The sequence below is a fragment of the Flavobacterium hercynium genome (assembly GCF_002217285.1).
GTDB classification, from domain to species: domain Bacteria; phylum Bacteroidota; class Bacteroidia; order Flavobacteriales; family Flavobacteriaceae; genus Flavobacterium; species Flavobacterium hercynium.
Map to the genome: position 1 here is coordinate 32,755 of NZ_MUGW01000024.1, position 18,531 is coordinate 51,285.

General features: G+C 33.1%; 16 protein-coding genes. 6 read left to right on the plus strand and 10 right to left on the minus strand.

Annotated elements, in window-relative coordinates:
- Positions 1–54: 54 nt before the first annotated feature.
- Entirely contained in the window at positions 55–603 is a 549-nt protein-coding gene (locus B0A66_RS12160; protein ID WP_089050113.1) for a hypothetical protein, read from the plus strand.
- Here the strand turns inward: B0A66_RS12160 and B0A66_RS12165 are convergent.
- The 8 genes from B0A66_RS12165 to menD all read right to left on the minus strand — a co-directional run bounded on the left by B0A66_RS12165 (position 583) and on the right by menD (position 9,582).
- On the minus strand, positions 583–1,632 hold the full coding sequence (locus B0A66_RS12165) for an o-succinylbenzoate synthase (protein WP_089050114.1): 1,050 nt from the start codon (positions 1,630–1,632) through the stop codon (positions 583–585). The genes B0A66_RS12160 and B0A66_RS12165 overlap by 21 nt on opposite strands.
- 28 nt (positions 1,633–1,660) lie before the next feature.
- On the minus strand, positions 1,661–2,863 hold the full coding sequence (locus B0A66_RS12170) for a tetratricopeptide repeat protein (protein ID WP_089050115.1): 1,203 nt from the start codon (positions 2,861–2,863) through the stop codon (positions 1,661–1,663).
- Between the two features lie 40 nt (positions 2,864–2,903).
- Positions 2,904–3,416: a DUF2199 domain-containing protein gene (locus tag B0A66_RS12175; protein WP_089050116.1), complete on the minus strand. Its 513-nt coding sequence runs from the start codon at positions 3,414–3,416 to the stop codon at positions 2,904–2,906.
- A gap of 145 nt (positions 3,417–3,561) precedes the next feature.
- Positions 3,562–4,239: a metal-dependent hydrolase gene (locus B0A66_RS12180; protein WP_089050117.1), complete on the minus strand. Its 678-nt coding sequence runs from the start codon at positions 4,237–4,239 to the stop codon at positions 3,562–3,564.
- Positions 4,240–4,264: 25 nt separating this feature from the next.
- Positions 4,265–5,227, minus strand: a complete 963-nt coding sequence (gene menA, locus B0A66_RS12185) for a 1,4-dihydroxy-2-naphthoate octaprenyltransferase (RefSeq protein WP_089050118.1) — start codon at positions 5,225–5,227, stop codon at positions 4,265–4,267.
- Positions 5,228–5,333: 106 nt separating this feature from the next.
- Complete coding sequence (locus B0A66_RS12190; RefSeq protein ID WP_035681238.1) at positions 5,334–6,167, minus strand: 1,4-dihydroxy-2-naphthoyl-CoA synthase; 834 nt, start codon at positions 6,165–6,167, stop codon at positions 5,334–5,336.
- A 699-nt stretch (positions 6,168–6,866) separates the two neighbouring features.
- Entirely contained in the window at positions 6,867–7,724 is an 858-nt protein-coding gene (locus tag B0A66_RS12195; RefSeq protein WP_089050119.1) for a CvfB family protein, read from the minus strand.
- 196 nt (positions 7,725–7,920) lie between these two features.
- A complete protein-coding gene (gene menD, locus B0A66_RS12200) occupies positions 7,921–9,582 on the minus strand; it encodes a 2-succinyl-5-enolpyruvyl-6-hydroxy-3-cyclohexene-1-carboxylic-acid synthase (RefSeq protein WP_089050120.1) in 1,662 nt (553 codons plus the stop codon).
- Between the two features lie 176 nt (positions 9,583–9,758).
- Here menD and B0A66_RS12205 point away from each other — a divergent pair, with 176 nt between their 5' ends.
- Together B0A66_RS12205 and B0A66_RS12210 are read left to right on the plus strand one after the other, a co-directional pair.
- Positions 9,759–10,934, plus strand: a complete 1,176-nt coding sequence (locus tag B0A66_RS12205; protein ID WP_089050121.1) for a thioredoxin family protein — start codon at positions 9,759–9,761, stop codon at positions 10,932–10,934.
- Positions 10,935–10,945: 11 nt separating this feature from the next.
- Positions 10,946–11,443, plus strand: a complete 498-nt coding sequence (locus tag B0A66_RS12210) for a GNAT family N-acetyltransferase (protein ID WP_089050122.1) — start codon at positions 10,946–10,948, stop codon at positions 11,441–11,443.
- Between the two features lie 78 nt (positions 11,444–11,521).
- Here B0A66_RS12210 and B0A66_RS12215 read toward each other — a convergent pair whose 3' ends face one another.
- The gene (locus tag B0A66_RS12215) at positions 11,522–12,109 is read right to left on the minus strand and encodes a glutathione peroxidase (protein WP_089050123.1); all 588 of its coding nucleotides are present in this window, start codon (positions 12,107–12,109) and stop codon (positions 11,522–11,524) included.
- 624 nt (positions 12,110–12,733) lie between these two features.
- Between B0A66_RS12215 and B0A66_RS12220 the strand changes: the two genes are divergently transcribed.
- From B0A66_RS12220 to B0A66_RS12230, 3 genes are all read left to right on the plus strand, one after another.
- Positions 12,734–13,264, plus strand: a complete 531-nt coding sequence (locus B0A66_RS12220; protein ID WP_089050124.1) for an RNA polymerase sigma factor — start codon at positions 12,734–12,736, stop codon at positions 13,262–13,264.
- On the plus strand, positions 13,264–14,052 hold the full coding sequence (locus B0A66_RS12225) for an anti-sigma factor (protein WP_089050125.1): 789 nt from the start codon (positions 13,264–13,266) through the stop codon (positions 14,050–14,052). The genes B0A66_RS12220 and B0A66_RS12225 overlap by 1 nt, the downstream gene beginning before the upstream one ends.
- A gap of 101 nt (positions 14,053–14,153) precedes the next feature.
- Entirely contained in the window at positions 14,154–14,885 is a 732-nt protein-coding gene (locus B0A66_RS12230; RefSeq protein WP_089050126.1) for a DUF3667 domain-containing protein, read from the plus strand.
- Positions 14,886–14,967: 82 nt separating this feature from the next.
- Here the strand turns inward: B0A66_RS12230 and ccsA are convergent, their stop codons facing one another.
- On the minus strand, positions 14,968–18,177 hold the full coding sequence (gene ccsA / locus B0A66_RS12235; protein WP_089050127.1) for a cytochrome c biogenesis protein: 3,210 nt from the start codon (positions 18,175–18,177) through the stop codon (positions 14,968–14,970).
- Between the last annotated feature and the right edge of the window lie 354 nt (positions 18,178–18,531).

An 18,531-nucleotide genomic window follows, 5' to 3' on the forward strand; every position in this document is an offset into this window, starting at 1 on the left:
CTACAAGGATAAATCAGAATTGAAATTAGTTTTAAATAATTAAAATATACGATTATGAATTTACCTTATATAATACTGCCGATATTTATTGGTTTAGTCTGTGGAATTCTAGGTTTCGTGCTGGGAAAGAGAAGTACTAAAGATTATAAATCACTTGCAAAAGTATTACAGGAAGATCTTGATACCTGCAAAGCCAATACTAAAAACCTGATGACTAAAGTTTTGTCTCTTGAAAATGAGCTTCTTTCAAAAGCGACTCCTTATGCTGCAAAATCTTTTAAACCCTATTCGGTTCCTGTACCTGAGTTTGACAATGAGCTGGCAACGAAGATCATGGGAAAAAGAATAAGAGAAAATGATCTGAAAATTGTAGAAGGAATTGGACCAAAAGTTGAATTCTTACTAAATGAAGCAAAGATAACGTCCTGGTATGCATTGTCTGAAGCTGATACAGCGCAATTGTTTGCCATTTTAGATGCCGGAGGTGAAAATTCTGCCATTCATAATCCGAGTACATGGTCTAAGCAGGCTTTGTTAGCCTACAATGGTAAATGGGAAGATTTAAAAGACTGGCAGGAAAGTTTATTGGGCGGGAAAGAATAAATTTGCATCCCATTTTTTAGTTTTATCATACCATAATTGACCTTTCGTTACTTCTAACGGGCAATCGAAATTGTTGGTATAAAGTGCTCCAGTTCCCAAACCTTGTGGCATTGCGGAGTTTTGCAAAAATGTCCATTGTGCAATGGCATTCAGTCCTATATTACTTTCTAATGCTGATGTTATCCACCAGCCGATATTGTACTTTTCTGCTAATGTGATCCATTCTTGTGTGCCTTTGAAACCGCCCACAAAACTTGGTTTCAGAATGATGTATTGTGGTTTGATTTCCTGAATTAGTTTTTCTTTTTCTGCTAATGAAAAGACGCCTATTAATTCTTCATCAAGTGCAATTGGAAAAGGTGTTTCCAGGCACAAATCTGACATCGCTTTGATGTTTCCTTTTTTTATAGGTTGTTCGATACTATGTAATTGAAATTTATTTAATTGATTCAGCTTATCTAAAGCTTCGTCTAATGCAAATGCGCCATTAGCATCTACACGTATTTCGATTTGTTCTGCTGAAAAATGACTTCGAATGAATTGCAATAAATCAAGTTCTTTTTGAAAGTCGATAGCTCCAATTTTAAGCTTAATACACGTAAAACCATCTGCTAATTTCTCCTCGATTTGTTGCTTCATAAACGCCTCTTCACCCATCCAGACCAAACCGTTTATAACTATCGATTGTGAAGTAGTCGTAAAATCTGATGGAAATAAAAGATACGGATTCTCACTTTGCAGCGATAAAAAGGCCATTTCTATTCCGAATTGTATCGAAGGAAATTCCAATAAGGCATCCCAAAGTTGGTCTTTTCCTAAATGAATATTGTCGCAAGTCCACTGTAATTTTTCTTCGTAATCCGGTCGATCATCGGCGCTCAGGCCTCGAAGTATACCACATTCCCCTATTCCTTTTTTACCATTCTCCTCGAGAACAATAAACCAGGTTTCTTTTTGAGTCATAATACCTCTGGATGTTCCCGACGGACGCTTAAATTCCAACATATATTGGTGGTAACTTGCTTTCAAAATAGTGGGCTTTTTAATAGGTGTATTTCTAGTTGTAAAGTTTTAAAACTCTTTCAAAATCTTCTGATGACAGACCTGCTTTCTTAAAAACAGTGAAATCCAGTTTTGTTTTTTCAATCCAGCTTAAACTGTCTGTTACGTTTTGATTCTGATACTTTTTATAAATTTGTTTTGCTTCGCTGTAATCATCACTAAGCAAATAAACGTGCGCCAGATTTAGTTTTACTAACAATTCGGTATCATCTGCTTTTTCGCCTTCTTTTAAAACTTTTATTGCTTTTGCATATTGTTTTGTCAGTATGTAACAATACCCAATTGAGCTGTAATCTAACGCTGTTGCTTTTCCGTCATTAATTATGGTATTTAATTTTGGAATGGCTTCATTGTACTTTTGAGTTTTTATTAAGGCAGCAGCTTTAGTTCTTAAATCTTCATAAATATCTTTGGAGATACTATTATCAGAATAGCAAGAGTTTCCAAAGTCTTTAAAAACTTTGTTTTTTTCGATTGGCAATAACTTTTGAAATTCGGTGTAGGTGTATTCTTTTATGATTTTATCGAGTATACAAACGCAAAAATCATCTGAATTGGCCATTTTTTGAGCCATTGTAGACGTTTTACATAAACTGATAATGTCGTTTTTGTTGTCTTGGTTCCAGCCACGGTTTAATTTTGTATCGACCCACGGCACTACTTCAAGAACAATTTTTTGTTTTAGTACCCAGTTTTTACTGTGAAATCCAAACCAAAGTGTGCTTACGTTCTGATGTACACATGATGATTTATCGATTGATAATCTTTTGGCGTCTTTGTTTACGGCTTCTACTTCGGCATAACATGCTTTGTCTGTTTTTCCGTCGTTAACATACTTTTTAGCATCTTCGCTTGATGTAAAGAGCGCGTAGGTACAGGTATCGTCGCCTGAAATTTTAGACATTAGAAATACGGCTCCGGCAGAACCTTGACTTATTCCTGTAGGATCCGGAATTGCCTTTAGCACAGAAACCAAACTATTGCTCATTTCCTGATTTTCATCAAGTAGCGTAATTCGGTAGACAATTTCTGTTGTTCCGACGGGCAGGTCTTCTGTTTTTAAGGTAACACGATCGCGCGCATAGGCGATAATTTCTTTGGTAGTAGCACGATCTTTGTCCCAATAGCCATCTTTTTGTGCAAAAGTGTTAAGTGAAACTGTAATTAAAATAAATAGAATTATATTTTTAAAATTCATTGTTTTAAATTTAGTTTAAACGTATGTACAAATTTCAAGCCTAATTTTTTAATATTAACTGTATTCTTTTTTCTGCTTCTTCTTTTGAAATTCCTTCGTAATATTCTTTTACAAAAGGGTGATCAAAATCTTTGTGTGGAAAAATTTCGGGTCTTTGATTTCCTGCACTTGTCACAACTGTTGTGGGAATGCTGGCTGAAAATTCGTGTTGTGGTATAAAATTAGAAAGCCAGCCAAAATAATTGGTTTCGTGATTTTCATTGTCAAAATTAGCAAGGTAATCTTCAAAACTATTTTCACTCAAAGAAACCCAAAAACCATATTCGAGATCATCGCAATGATCGTTTACTTTCTGAATTAAAATACATCTCACAAAGCGAAGAACGTGTTCCGGATATTTGATAACGCAGAAATCTTCATCGAGTACTGCTATTTCGTCTTTTTCCTGCTGGGATAAATTATTGTAACTGTTGGGAGCTGCATATCCGATTGCCGGCCAGCTTTCGTGTTCTTTGCCGCAACATTCACAAATGAAAGTAATGTTGTTATCCATTTAAGTTTTCTTGTTTAACGTAAATCCCTAGCCCTGATAGAAGCGATATCCTTTTGTGGCATACGCGTAAAGATGGGTATGCCACAAAAGATAAAGCGGATAGCAGGATTAGCTCCTAAATCCTTTACTTTTCAGTATTATAGGTTTACAATTCAATTGAAGCTCCGATTTCAAGAAGCATTAAATCTTTTCCTTTATCGAAAAATTTACGGATAGATTCTTCGTGATCAATTTTGATATATCCAAAAGTATCGAAGTGATAGCCTAAAATTTTGTCGCATTCTACAAAGTCAGAAGCGATAATAGCGTCTTCTACATCCATTGTAAAATTGTTTCCGATTGGAAGTATTGCTAAATCCAGTTTGGTACGCAACGGAATAAGTTTCATATCCATTGTAAGTGCTGTATCTCCCGCGATATAAATGTTTTTATGCTCGCTTTCGATTACAAAACCTCCAGGATTTCCGCCGTATGATCCGTCAGGGAAAGAACTTGAGTGAATTGCATTTACGTATTTTACTTTTCCGAAATCGAAATTCCAGCTTCCACCATGATTCATTGGGTGCGCTTTGAATTCTCTTTGTTCATAGTAAGTCGCAATTTCTGCATTTGAAACAATAACTGCATTGGTACGTTTTGCTATGGTTTCAACATCAAGGACGTGATCGCCGTGTGCGTGTGTAAGTAAAATATAGTCTGCTTCTAAAGTGTTGATATCGATTCCGGCTGCTTGTGGATTTCCTGTAATAAAAGGATCTACAATGATATGTTTTCCGCCAACTTCAATTCCTAAGGAAGCGTGACCGTAGTATGTAATTTTCATATTGATAGTTTTTATAGTTGAACAATTATCTTCCACCCAGGAAGAGGTTAACAATGATGTCTGATATTAATGAAATCATACATACTGTTAATAATATTGAAAGTAAAAAAGTACTTAATGCCAGTTTTTTTAATTCGGGATCTAACAGCTTAGGATCTTGGTTTTTATATACCGTAATCAAATGTTTAGTTAAAGGTATATAAGCCAACAAAAACAGGTATTGATCGAAGTTGTAATCGCTTAAAATCGCAAAAAGAACTACCAAAAGCATCGCTGAAATGATAATGAAAAAGTGGTATTTTTTTGCTGTAGCGCCGCCTAATTTTACCACAATGGTATTTTTCCCTGCTTTTCTGTCTGACTCTTCATCGCGCATATTGTTCAGGTTTAGTACACCTACGCTTAATAATCCGATGGCTACTGCGGGAAGAATTAGGATTGGATCTACTTCTTTGGAATACAAAAAGTTAACCCCTAAGGTACTAACTAATCCAAAGAATATAAAAACAAATAAATCGCCATAACCTCTGTATCCGTAAGCTGAATTACCAACTGTATAACGAATAGCTGATGCAATTGCTGCTACTCCTAATACAAGGAAAAAGATGGAATAGACGAAATTACTTTGACCAAACGCAAAATATATAAGTGTAATTGCTGATAATAAGGTAAGTAATGAAGTAATGATTATGGCTTTTTTCATAGCCTGAGGCGTAATGGCTCCACTTTGAATTGCGCGCTTTGGTCCTATTCTATCTGCATTATCAGTGCCTTTTACTCCGTCACCGTAGTCATTTGCAAAGTTAGATAAGACTTGTAATCCTAAGGTTGTCAGAAGTGAAAAACCAAAAATTTTCCAACTAAATACTTCTGTTGGTGTATTTACGGTTTCGGTTGGGTTAGATAAAGCATAAATACTTCCTACTATAATTCCAGAAACTGATAAAGGTAATGTGCGCAATCTTGCGGCTTCAATCCAATGTTTCATTATTTTTTATTTTAGATTTTTGAGTGTAGGTTTTAGATTATTTTTAAATGATTTTAGTTTGTAGGCTTAAAAAAATCTACAATCTAAAATCTGAAATCTAAAATTATTACGGCAGCCATTTATTTTCGCCAAAGTTTGGTTTTCTTTTTTCTAAAAATGCATTTCTACCCTCTTTTGCTTCTTCTGTCATGTAGGCTAAACGCGTTGCTTCGCCTGCAAAAACTTGTTGACCAACCATTCCGTCGTCTGTTAAATTCATTGCGAATTTTAGCATTTTTATAGACGTTGGAGATTTTTGAAGAATTTCCTGTGCCCATTCGTAAGCTGTATCTTCCAGCTCATCATGAGGAATTACGGCATTTACCATTCCCATGTCCATAGCTTCCTGCGCTGAATAGTTTCTTCCTAAAAAGAAAATTTCACGTGCTTTTTTCTGACCTACCATTTTAGCCAAATACGCTGATCCGTAACCTCCGTCGAAACTGGTAACGTCTGCATCTGTTTGTTTGAAAATAGCATGTTCTTTACTCGCAAGTGTCATGTCACAAACTACGTGTAAACTGTGTCCGCCACCAACTGCCCAGCCTGGAACAACTGCAATTACTACTTTTGGCATGAAGCGAATTAAGCGCTGCACTTCAAGAATATTTAAACGGTGTTGACCGTCTTCGCCCACGTAACCTTGGTGTCCGCGTGCATTTTGATCGCCTCCACTGCAAAAAGAGTAAACGCCATCTTTTGTCGATGGACCTTCTGCAGATAATAAAACAACTCCTATTGAAGTGTCTTCTTGTGCGTCGTAAAAAGCCTGGTATAATTCTGAAGTTGTTTTAGGACGAAAGGCGTTTCTAACATTGGGTCTGTTAAAAGCAATTCTAGCAACTCCGTTACATTTTTTGTATGTTATATCTTCAAATTCTCTGGCAGTTATCCAATCCATTTCTATTTGTTTATTTTAATTATAGTGTAAAAATAAAGCATTTTTATATTTTTACCTACTCTATTTAAGTGAACTCTTCATGAAAATAGCTACGAATGTTAAGAATTGGGGGTTACGCACAAAAAATAACAATTTTTAACATTTGTATTTAAAAAAAAGAATTAATTTTACATCCTAGAAATCAACTAGATACATATTTTTCTAATTGATTTAGATTGATTTTCTTTCACTGATTTATTAACCTAAAAAATGATTTTTTTGAGAAAATTTAAAAAATTTGTCGCTCATTTTTTTACGGTTTTTAATACTAAACCTTTAATGAATGAGCAAATGGTTTATTTGTTTATTAAAACTCCAAGGAAGAGATAGTAACACCTACGGTTAGCATATAGAAATAGTACTCAGTTTACGGGAAAAAGGATTATGATAGTGGGGAATTAATCAAATTGAGACTTTCTAGAAATTATATAAAAAAAACTAAAGGTAAAGCCGTGAAATTGATTTTTTGATTTTGAGGTAAACAAAACAAACTGTTTAAAGACATAACTCGTTGAAAAAGTAATTTCAAAAATTTATAAGGTTTTTACTTTTTTAATTTATTCTAATAATTTTATTTCTGTTTTTTTTTAATTACAATTTTTTTTAAAACTAGAATAAAAAAGAGAAAGGCTACTTGTAATGAGTAGCCTTTCTTGTTTATTAATTATCTTTTACAAGATAAATTCCGTCTTCTTTGATTTCGATTAGTTTTTCTTTGTATAAAGCTCCAATCGCCTTTTTAAAGGTTTTTTTACTCATTTTCAAGACTGTTTTAATGTCTTCGGGATGAGAATTATCATTTAGACGTAAAAAACCACGGCTGGCACGCAATTCATCCAGAATCTTTTCTGCATTTGGCTCAACACTCTGATATCCTTGCGCTTGCAATGCGACGTCTATTTTATTATCAGGACGGATATTTTTGATATATCCGCGCATTCTGTCTCCGGTTCTTATCGCATCATCGTATACTTCATCTTTGTACAACAATCCTTTGTGTTGCTCATTGATGATAACATTGATACCTATTTCTGTTATGTGCGAAACGATCAAATCTACTTCTTCGCCTTTTTCAACTGTTAAGTTGTCATTGTTCAGAAACTGATTTGTTTTGCTTGAAGCTACCAAACGTTTGGTTTTTTCGTCCATATAAAGGTACACCAAGTAGCGTTTTCCTTTTTCCATCGGACGTGCCTGCTCTTTGAACGGAACAAGGATATCTTTTTCCATTCCCCAGTCCATAAAAGCGCCAACCTGATTGATGTAGTTTACACGTAAAAGTGCAAATTCATTTAATAAAATATAGGGTTCAAGTGTCGTAGCAACAGGACGTTGTTCGTGATCTAAGTAAACGAAAACAATAAGCTCCTCGCCTATTTCAAATTCGTTTGGTACGTATTTATTGGGTAATAATATATCGTGAATTCCTTCAGGGTCTTTTTCAGGATTTCCTAAAAACAAACCAACTTTAGTATCACGTAGTATCGTTAGTGTATTGTATTTTCCTATTTCAATCATATTCATAAGTTCTAAGGCGCAAATGTACGAAGTTTGAAAATGGTTCAGCAAAAAATATTAGATATAATAAAGCGTTGTCGTTATTTTGAACTGATTTTATTCTAAATGAAGTTAAAAAAAGAAAGCGCCAATGCATTGGCGCTTTAAGTTATAGTGATATAAAATGTAATTGCTTTTTTTGAAGTATTAATTCTCTCTATACAAGTTCTTTAAAAAACTGAAGCAAAATTTTATCATTTTCTAATGTTGGTGTGAAAATTTCCAATATTCCCGGAGCATCTTCAGCTAAATACAATGCTTTTATATTTTCTTCTAAAGAAGTAACGTCTGAAGCTTTGAAATAATTGATCTGATACATTTTTGCTAAATGCTCAGCCGTTAAATTATGTGAAGTTTCAAAATAAGTATTAAAAACCGGTTTTTCTTCGTGACCGGGTAAAATTCTGAAAATACCGCCACCGCCATTATTTATTAGAATAATTTTGAAGTTTTTAGGAATATAAGAATTCCACAATGCATTACTGTCATAAAGAAAACTAATGTCTCCGGTGATAAAAACATTTTGTCTTTTGCTTCCAACCGCTGCCCCAATTGCTGTAGACGTACTTCCGTCTATTCCGCTTGTTCCGCGATTGCAAAAAACTTCGATAGAAGGATCGATGTGAATTAATTGTGCGTAACGAATGGCTGAACTATTGCTTATTTGCAATTGACTGTTTACGGGTAAAGATTCTATTACTTTTTCAAAGACTTTAAAATCCGAAAACGGAATTTTATCCAAATATTCTTGTCTTCTTACTTTTCTTAATTTGTAAACTTTATCAATTGTAGCAAAGTAATCGCTTTCTACAGTAGTAGTTTTAGATAAGAGATTGGTGAAAAAATCATTGGGCTCCATCACAAAATGTTGTGTCAAAGCCGAAAAAGTATCATACGCTCTTAAGGTATCAATATGCCAATGGTGACTTGGTTTGTATTTTCGTAAAAATGCCTTGATTCGTTTAGAGACAATCATACCTCCAAAAGTAATTAGAATTTCGGGTTGAAATTCTTTAAAATCAACATCTTGAAATGGTGTAATTAAAGTATCTATACTATTGATAAAACTTGGATGATGTAAGTTAGATGTCGTTTCTGTTAGCACCACAACTGAAGGATCGTTGGCCAATTGATCTAAAATTTCCTGATCGATACTATTCGCTTCGTTTACGCCAACTAAAACTAATTTGCGTTTGGCTGTATTCCAGATCGAAATGAATTCTTCTTCATTTTCTATAATTCGAGTTAGAATACTTTTTTCTGTATGGGTGATTTTTGGTGTTATAGAAAGCGTTTCGACTACTTCATATAAAGGTTCTTCAAAAGGAGCATTGATATGAACCGGACCTTTTTGTAGTATTGCCGTTTCAATTGCCTGATTGATTTTTATATCATTTTCTACGGAGGCATCTTCGGTTAGATTGGCATTAAAAACAGAATGATTCTGAAAAACATTTTGTTGGCGTATCGTTTGTCCGTCACCAATATCTATTTTGCTTTGCGGGCGGTCTGCTGAGATCACAATCAAAGGAATTTGGCTGTAAAAAGCTTCTGCAACTGCCGGATAATAATTCAATAAAGCTGATCCCGACGTACAAATTACAGCGGTTGGCAATTTGGTTTGTTGCGCAATTCCCAACGAAAAAAAAGCCGCAGAACGCTCATCTGCAATGCTGTAACACGTAAAATTAGGGTTTTGAGCAAATCCTATCGTTAAAGGCGCATTTCTTGAACCTGGAGAAATTATAATATTGGTGATTCCTTTTGCTAAACAAATCTCGATAATACTTTGAGCAAGTGGTATTTTGGGGTAAATCATTCTGATAGTGTATTACTTTTAAAGAGAATCTTAAAAGCTTAAGATTTCTTTTTCATACTACAAAGTTACAAACTTAGAAGCTCATTTAACTTATAAATTAAGAAGATATTAAGGTCATTTACTGAAAAAGGAGATATATTTGTAAAAACGAACTTCTGATTAAAATTAAACTCAATATGCGTTTCTTATCATTACTCTTTCTTTTTATTTCGCTGCAAACGATAAATGCCCAAAATCAATTTGAACCTGTTGATATTCCGTATCAACAAGTTCTGGAAACGGCTAAAAAAGAAGGCAAACCTATTTTTATTATGCTTTATGCCGATTGGTGTCCGCATTGTAACCAAATGAAAAAAGAGGTTTTCAGTGATCCCGCTGTTATTAGTTTTTTAAACAAAAATTACGTTTGCACGTATAAAAACGTAGAAAAAGAAGAAGGCATAACACTTAAGAATAAATTCAATACTAAATCATTACCGACATTTTTATTTTTAGATTCAAATGAAACCTTATTATATGTTTTGAAAGGCGAATCGAAAAAGAATGATTTTTTGGCGGAAGCCAATTACGCTTTAAATCCTAAATTACAATTACCTTATCTGGAAAAAGAATTTCTTAAAGATCCTTCTAATGTAAATGCGTATTTTAATTATTTGAATGCCTTAAAAAAAGGAAAAGACAGAACTGAACTTTCTATACCTACACACTTGTATCTTAAAACACAATCAGACAAGGAATTAGTTAACGAAACTAACTGGCGCGTTATTGCAAATGGTGTTACGGATATTAATTCAAGAGAATTTCAATATGTTTTACAACATCAAAAAGAATTTGCTGCCGTTGCATCTCAAAGCCGTATTGATCGCAAGATTGAAAGTATCGTAAAGGAATTACTTTTACCGCTTGTAGATAATTTAGATACGGTAAGTTATTACAAACAGAGAGAAGTTGCAAAGTCAATTAAACTTCAAAAAACAGATTCTTTGGTGTTTAAATATGATTTAACATTAGCGGAACGTACAGAAAATTGGGCTTTTTATAAAAAAGTAACGCAAGAGAATGTTCAGACTTTGGCCTGGAACGATGCAAGCTTTTTAAAAGAGATTGGACAAACGTACCTGAAACATATTAAAGACACGGAAAGCTTAAAAAAATCAATTTTATGGGTAAAACGTTCTATCGAAATAAATGATTCGTATGATGGAAACCTATTAATCGCCCGACTTTATGCTAAAATAAAAGACAAAAAATCAGCTTTGAAATTTGTTAAAGATGCTAAAGCTATTGCCAGCGAAATGAGCTGGGATTCAAATGATGTGGATCAATTACTCTCTGACTTAAATAGAAAATAAAAATAATCTTTATGAATGTAACGCTAAGGCCTGCTGTAGTAAGCGATCTAAATAAAATACTGGAAATTGTAAATCATTCTATTATTCATACCACGTCTAACTACAATTACGAGACGCAAACTCTTGAAATTCAAACAAAATGGTTAGAAGATAAAAAGGCTAAAAATATGCCTGTAATTGTGGCTGAATTAGAAGGTGAAGTTGTGGGATTTGGAAGTTATGGTCAGTTTCGCGAAAAAATTGGCTACCAATATACTGTAGAACATTCAGTTTATGTAGTAGATAACATAATCGGTAAAGGTATTGGCTCTAAACTATTGACCGAATTGATTACATTAGCAAAAAAACAAGGTCTCCATGTCATGATTGGTGCTATAGATGCTGATAATGCCGGAAGTATTGCTTTTCATGAAAAATTTGGCTTCGTAGCGACTGGAACTATTCGAGAGGTTGGTTACAAGTTTGATCACTGGCTTGATCTGGTTTTTATGCAATTGATATTGAAGTAAAAAAACCTTAAAATAAAAAATCCACAAACTTGCAATGATACAAATTTGTGGATTTTTTGATTTAAGTTTTTTTATGAATTAACTCTTAATCCAGTTAATAACTTCCGGATCAGTAGGTAATGTTCTAGGTTTTATCACCTTTGCCAGCTCCCCTTTTTCATTAATTAAATATTTTTGAAAATTCCATTCTACTTCAGAATCCTGTAAACCGTTTTTCGATTTTTGAGTAAGGAATTTGTAAATCTCACACATATCATCTCCTTTTACAGAAACTTTGTCCATCATTGGAAAAGTTACACCATAATTTTGTTGACAAAAAGCACCAATTTCTTCATTAGTCCCTGGTTCCTGAGAAGCAAAATTGTTTGCCGGAAAGCCTACAATTACAAAACCTTTGTCTTTATACTCTTTGTAAATTGCTTCCAGATCTTTGTATTGCGGTGTTAATCCGCATTTTGATGCTGTATTTACAATCATTACTTTTTTCCCTTTAAGAGTAGAGAAATCAAAAGTATTACCCGATAAATCTTCTACTTTATACTGGTAAATTGTTTCCTTTGCCATAACTTCCTGCTTTTTATTAGTTTTTTTTACGCTCGTTTGCGCTTGATTTTGGCAGCTAAACAAGATTAGTGCACCGTATGCCAGAGATACTATTTTTTTCATTTGTTACTATTTTTGGATAAAATTAATTAAAATCTGATTTACTAGTTGTGTTCATTATACTAAACATAAGTTAAATAAAAAAATGAAGCCTAACGTTAATCAGACGTTAGGCTTCCCCCCATACAAACAAATCAAACCATGAATTTTAGTTTAAGCACTGCTGCTTTATATTTTGATATTTATTTTAGTATTACTTTCAAATTATAGTTGATGCCACGGTTATAATGAAAACTATTGCATCCTCATAAAAATGTATCCCTGAACTATTTTTAATATTGGTGTTTACAATAATAAAATGCTAAATCTCTAATCAGGTTAATCATTTTGTTCCCTCGTCATTCTACTATTTTTCGTTTGGAAGTCCGAAGGCATCAACTATTTATTATTTTAATATCTATTGTATTGCGTTTCTTATTTATATGTACGAAAAGTACTTTCTTTTGGATTTGAAAAAAGTAAAAAAAAATGAAGTTTTTTTTACATCCCTTATTTTTAGGGACTTTACAAGCATAAAAAAAAATGGATTTTCTTAAATAAATCAATTATCTTTAACTCACAGATAAGAAATTTCAATTTTGGAGTTTGAAAATCTTAAAAATTATATAAAACAAAACCCACAAATTTATGAGTCAGGAAGAATTATTAGTTTTAATTTACAAAAAAGATGAAAGGGCTTTTACTCATCTTTATGATATGTATTCTAAAAGCTTATTTTCAGTAATCAATGTTCTGATCAAAAACCGTGAAGAAGCGGAAGATGTTCTTCAGGAAGTTTTTGTGAAAATTTGGAAAAATATAGATTCTTATAATGAAGGTAAAGGTCGATTTTATACCTGGATCCTAAATATAGCGCGCAATACGTCAATTGATAAGCTGCGTTCTAAAAATTTTAATAACAGTCAAAAAAACCTTTCCTCCGATAATTTCGTACATCTGTTAGACGACAGTAATAAACTGGCCAATAAAATTGATACAATTGGAATTCATGAATTTGTAAAAAAGCTAAAACCAAAATGTATTGAGATTATAGATTTATTATTTTTTAAAGGATATACTCAACAAGAAGCCTCTGAAGAACTAGCTATACCGTTGGGAACTATCAAAACACAAAACAGAAACTGTATTAACGATTTACGCAATTATTTAAAAATATAATGGAAACACAAGAATATATAGACTCAGGAATTCTGGAACTCTATGTTTATGGTTTATTAACCGAAACTGAAAATCTGGAAGTAGCCGAAATGGCGAAGAAACATACCGTAATCGAACAGGAAATTCTTTCGATAGAAAAAGCAATTGTTGCCTTATCTTCTAGTTTTTCTCCGTTTCACTCGGTAGCAAATTTCGAAAAGATAAAAGCACGACTAGAACTTAAACATGGTAAAGTAGTCGAGATGAAACCTGCCTCAAACTGGTCACAATATGTGGGTTGGGCAGCTGCTGTTGTATTGCTTTTGGGACTTGGATACCAAACTTTACAATTAACAGAAACAAGAGAAGCTATTGCAACTGTTGGAAATGAGAAAAACAAAATACAAAGAGATTTTGCTTATCTGGATCAGCAACATAAAGAAACAGAGAAAAGTTTAACCATCGTAAGGGACATCAAAAATACGGGTGTAACTCTTGGCGGGCAAACCGTCTCTCCTACTTCATTTGCAAAAGTATACTGGAACAAAGACACCAAAACTACTTATATTGATGCAAAAGGTTTACCGGAACCTCCAAAAGGAATGGTTTATCAGGTTTGGGCATTAAAATTAAGTCCGGTGCTTACGCCTACAAGCATAGGTTTACTGGAAGATTTTGCCAGCAACGACCAAAAAATATTTGCTGTAAGCCAGACAGATTCTGCTGAAGCTTTTGGAATTACGTTAGAGCCTGCAGGAGGAAGTTTAACGCCTACAATGGAACAACTTTATACTTTAGGAAAAGTCTAAAAATCAATTTGTTATAAAAATAAAACGCATATTAATTTATTTTAATATGCGTTTTTTTTATTATTTTTAGTGAACCAAAAGTCATATAATACTTTCAAAACATGAGTATAAAATGTAAAAATTGTGATCAAAATTATAGTGGCAATTATTGTAACAATTGCGGACAGCCGGCAGAGACACACAAAATAAATGCTCATTTTTTATGGCATGATATTCAGCACGGTTTATTACATTTTGACAAAGGTATACTTTATTCTTTTCAGCAATTGTTTAGCAGACCCGGACACTCTATTCGCGAATTTATTGAAGGAAAGCGTGTAAAACATTTTAAGCCTATTTCTCTTGTTGTAGTTCTTGGAACTCTTTACGGAATATTATATCACTTTTTTGATATCAATTTGATTAACGCTACTTCTACCGATCCTAAAATAAATTATTTAAAAGTAAATGAATTTATTGCGACTCATTTTTTCTGGATTACGATTGCAAATATTCCACTATTCACGATTGGTACTTTTATTTGTTTTAGAAAACAAGGCTACAATTTTATTGAGTATTTTGTTTTAAACACTTTCAAAGCCTCTCAAAAACTATTCGCTCACATCATTACTTTTCCATTGCTTTATTTTTTCAATGGATCACCGGAAATAAAATCTATCAATATCTTAATTTATGTAATTGATCTAATCTTGATCTTTTGGACTAATATTCAGTTTTTTAATAAAATATCTAAAACGAAAGCATTACTTCTGTCTATTCTAAGTCATCTTATTTTTCTAGTCCTTTTTATTTTAATTTTAATCGTAATTGTTTTACTCTATGAGCATCTGTAAACTTATAATAGAATAAGCAAAAAAGGCTCAACATAACGTTGAGCCCTTTTTTATCTAAAAGAATTTATTCTTTATTTATTCTTTATTTTTTCTTTTTATAGTACTTTCTATAACTCGGATACGTAATTGCTCCAATAAGAGTAATAGTTCCTAAAGAGTAATACGTCCAGGCTAATGAATGCGCTTCTCCGGTTGCATAAGAGTGAAGTCCAACCAAATGGAAGTTTACTCCGTAATAGGTAAACAAAATTGATACAAAAGCAAACATACTCATTAAATTAAAGAACCATTGCCCTCTTAAAGCCGGTACAAAACGGGCGTGAATTACAAAAGCATATATCATAATAGAGATTAATGCCCAAGTTTCTTTTGGATCCCATCCCCAGTAACGTCCCCAACTTTCGTTGGCCCATTGTCCTCCAAGGAAGTTACCAATTGTTAACATAATCAAACCAATTGTTAATGACATTTCGTTGATGTATGTAATCTCTTTGATATTTAAACTCATTTTTTCTTTGTTCTTTTCTGTTGTAAAAAGAATAAGCAACAACGAAACAAAACCTAAAATCATTCCTAAAGCAAGTGGTCCGTAACTACCCACAATTACTGCTACGTGAATCATTAACCAGTAAGAGTTAAGAACCGGCTGTAAATTTGCAATTTCAGGGTCGATCCAGTTCAGGTAAGCCGCAGATAAAATCATTGAAGTTACAAAGGCAGATGAAGCAACTGTAAGTTTTGATTTTCTGTCAAAAGCCAATCCAAAGAACATTGTTGCCCATGCCACGTAAACAATAGATTCATAAGCATTACTCCAAGGTGCGTGACCTGAAATATACCAACGTGCTATTAGCGTTGCTGTATGTAGTGCAAATAACAATCCAACTAATATATGGAAACCGTTTACGGTAAAACGAAGCCATTTCTTCTCAAAAAAGATATTGACAATCACAAAAACAAACATGAAAACAGATACTCCTAAATACCAAAATGGCAGTTTTTTTAGAAAATCGTATTTGTTATATAAAATCTCAGAATCAATTCTATCTTCGCTTGGACGTACTTTGCTTCCAAATTTCTTTTGAAAACCATTAATACTTTCAACCAATTGATCTGCTGTATCAAAGTTTTTAGAAATAGAACCATTATTTAAAGCACTAAAATACATTGGAATGATTTGTTTTACATAAATCGAATCCATTCCTTTAAGACCAGTATTTTCACGCTCTAAATACGAAACCCATTTATTACCCGGATCATTTGGAATTGGGAACAATTTCAAAATACTTCCGCTTAACGCTGATTCCATTAAGTTTACTTTCTTATCCGTTTCAACAAAATCCTTCTCAAACTGATTTGGATTTGCAGCCTGATAAGCAGCATCTAAGTAAGGAGCTAATTTATAATTTCCGTTTTGGTCAAAGAAGTTTACAAAAGGTGCATATTTTGCTGTTTTTTCGATACCAATAATTTTTCGAATACTATCGTTACCCATTTTGATATAGATAATCGGAACCTGAATCCAAACCTGAGCATATTGCGTCATAGACAAAAATACCTGATCAGAGTTCATTCCGTTATAAGTATCTTTCTGACTTACTTTTCTAAGTAATTCAGATGAAAAAGTATTAACCGGTTTCATTCTTCCTCCCGCATCCTGAATAATCAGACGCCCAAATTTAGCAGCATGAGATTCCGGAGCTTTGAATACATTTAGTAATGAATCCAATTGTTTTTGACTTGGTGGAGCTGTAACGTGATTAGCATGATCATTAGGATCAGCAGGATGATCATGATTGTGATCGTGTCCAGGTGTATGAACATGAGGTGCCTGAGCGAAACCACTCAAACTGATCATTAAAACTAAAATGGTGATTAATTTTTCTTTTTTCTTTTTAACAACCTCTAATTTTCTCTTCAAATCTCCAAAACGAGAGTGTTTGGTAAACATAATTGCCATTAATCCAATATATAACATAAAATATCCAAAGTATGTAATTGACGTTCCCCAGAAATCATGATTTACAGATAAGATTGTTCCTTTTTCATCCGGATCAAATCCTGATTGAAAGAAACGGTATCCTTTGTAATCTAAAACGTGATTCATATAAATAGCAGCATCAAAAGTTTCTGTAGAATCCTGAACTGTTACTTTACTTTCAAAAGCAGAATAGCTTTTTTCTGTTCCCGGATATTTGGTTGCAATAAAATCATTTAATTTAATTTTAAATGGCGTAACATAGGCTTTACTTCCATAAAATAAAGTATAATCTACATTACCAATCTTAACAGATTTAGGTTCTCCTTGTCTTCCTTTAGATCCTAAAAGTGTTAGTTTCTTTTCTTGTCCGTCAGCATTGATTTTTACAATCAAAGCATCATTATGATTTTTAGCTTTATAGTCGTTATTAGACTCATAATCAATACGTCCTTTTAAGGCAGGATCAGGAAATACAATTCTAATATCACCTATACTATATAACGAACGCATCATAAGTGGCTGCACGTTATCTTTAGTAACAGCTCCTTTTAATTTATCCGCCATTCGCATAAATTCTCCTTCAAAAGGCGTTTGGATTGTATATTCTTTTCCAGTTGTATTAATATTGATTGCACCATCTGTAGGCTTATTCAAAGCAAATAAAACATTGTGTATGTTTTGTACCTCGCCTTCTTTAAGGAAATGTTCTTCACGTCCTCCAGCTCCTGCTTCTACTAATTTTATGTATAAAGTTCCGTTAGGATCTGGCTTAACCACTTCTTTAGCTCCCATGATATATTGATCAAGAGTAACTTCAAAAGGAGTTTGGTCAAATTTACCTGAAACAGTAAAGTCATTATTGGTAACAGGCGATAACAAAAGGTTTTTTTCGAAAACCCTGCGTTTCATTTCACCTTTATATTCTCCATCAGCAAAAATGGTGATGTATGTTTTTTCTGAAAGAATTTGATTCTCTGCAGCACCTTCTCTAATTGGCATTACACCTTCATAACTAATATAACGTGTTATAAAAGCACCTATAATAATAAAGATAAAAGCAAGGTGCAGTAATAAAGTTGCCCATTTTTCTTTTTGTAATAATTGGTAACGTTTGATATTTCCGAAGAAATTAATAACAAAGATTACCATTATAGCCTCGAACCACCAAGTGTTGTAAATTAAAATTCGAGCAGTATCTGTATTGTACTTGCTTTCTATAAAGGTACCGATACCCATTGCTAATGCAAATGTTAAAAAAAGAACGGCCATTAATCGTGTAGAAAACAAAAAAGAGAATATTTTTCTATCCATTTTTGAGGAATTACATTGTATAAAAGTGGGACAAAAGTACTTAAAAATGTTGAGTTCGGTTAGCGACAATTTGTTAATAAAAACTAAAAAGTAAATGCAATATTTTCTTTCTCATTAACAAATTAAAAACGTTATCTAATTTGTTAATTTAATTCGTTTAACTTTTTTTTCAATAATTTTTATTTAGATTTGTGTAATCGATTACAATTTTAAAATTATGGGTTGTGAGTTGTGAGTTGTGAATTGTGAATTACGGATTGAGCGCAAACAACCACAAACCAACAACAACTTACATCTAACAACTTACATCTAACAACTTACATCTAACAACTCACATCTAACAACTCACATCTA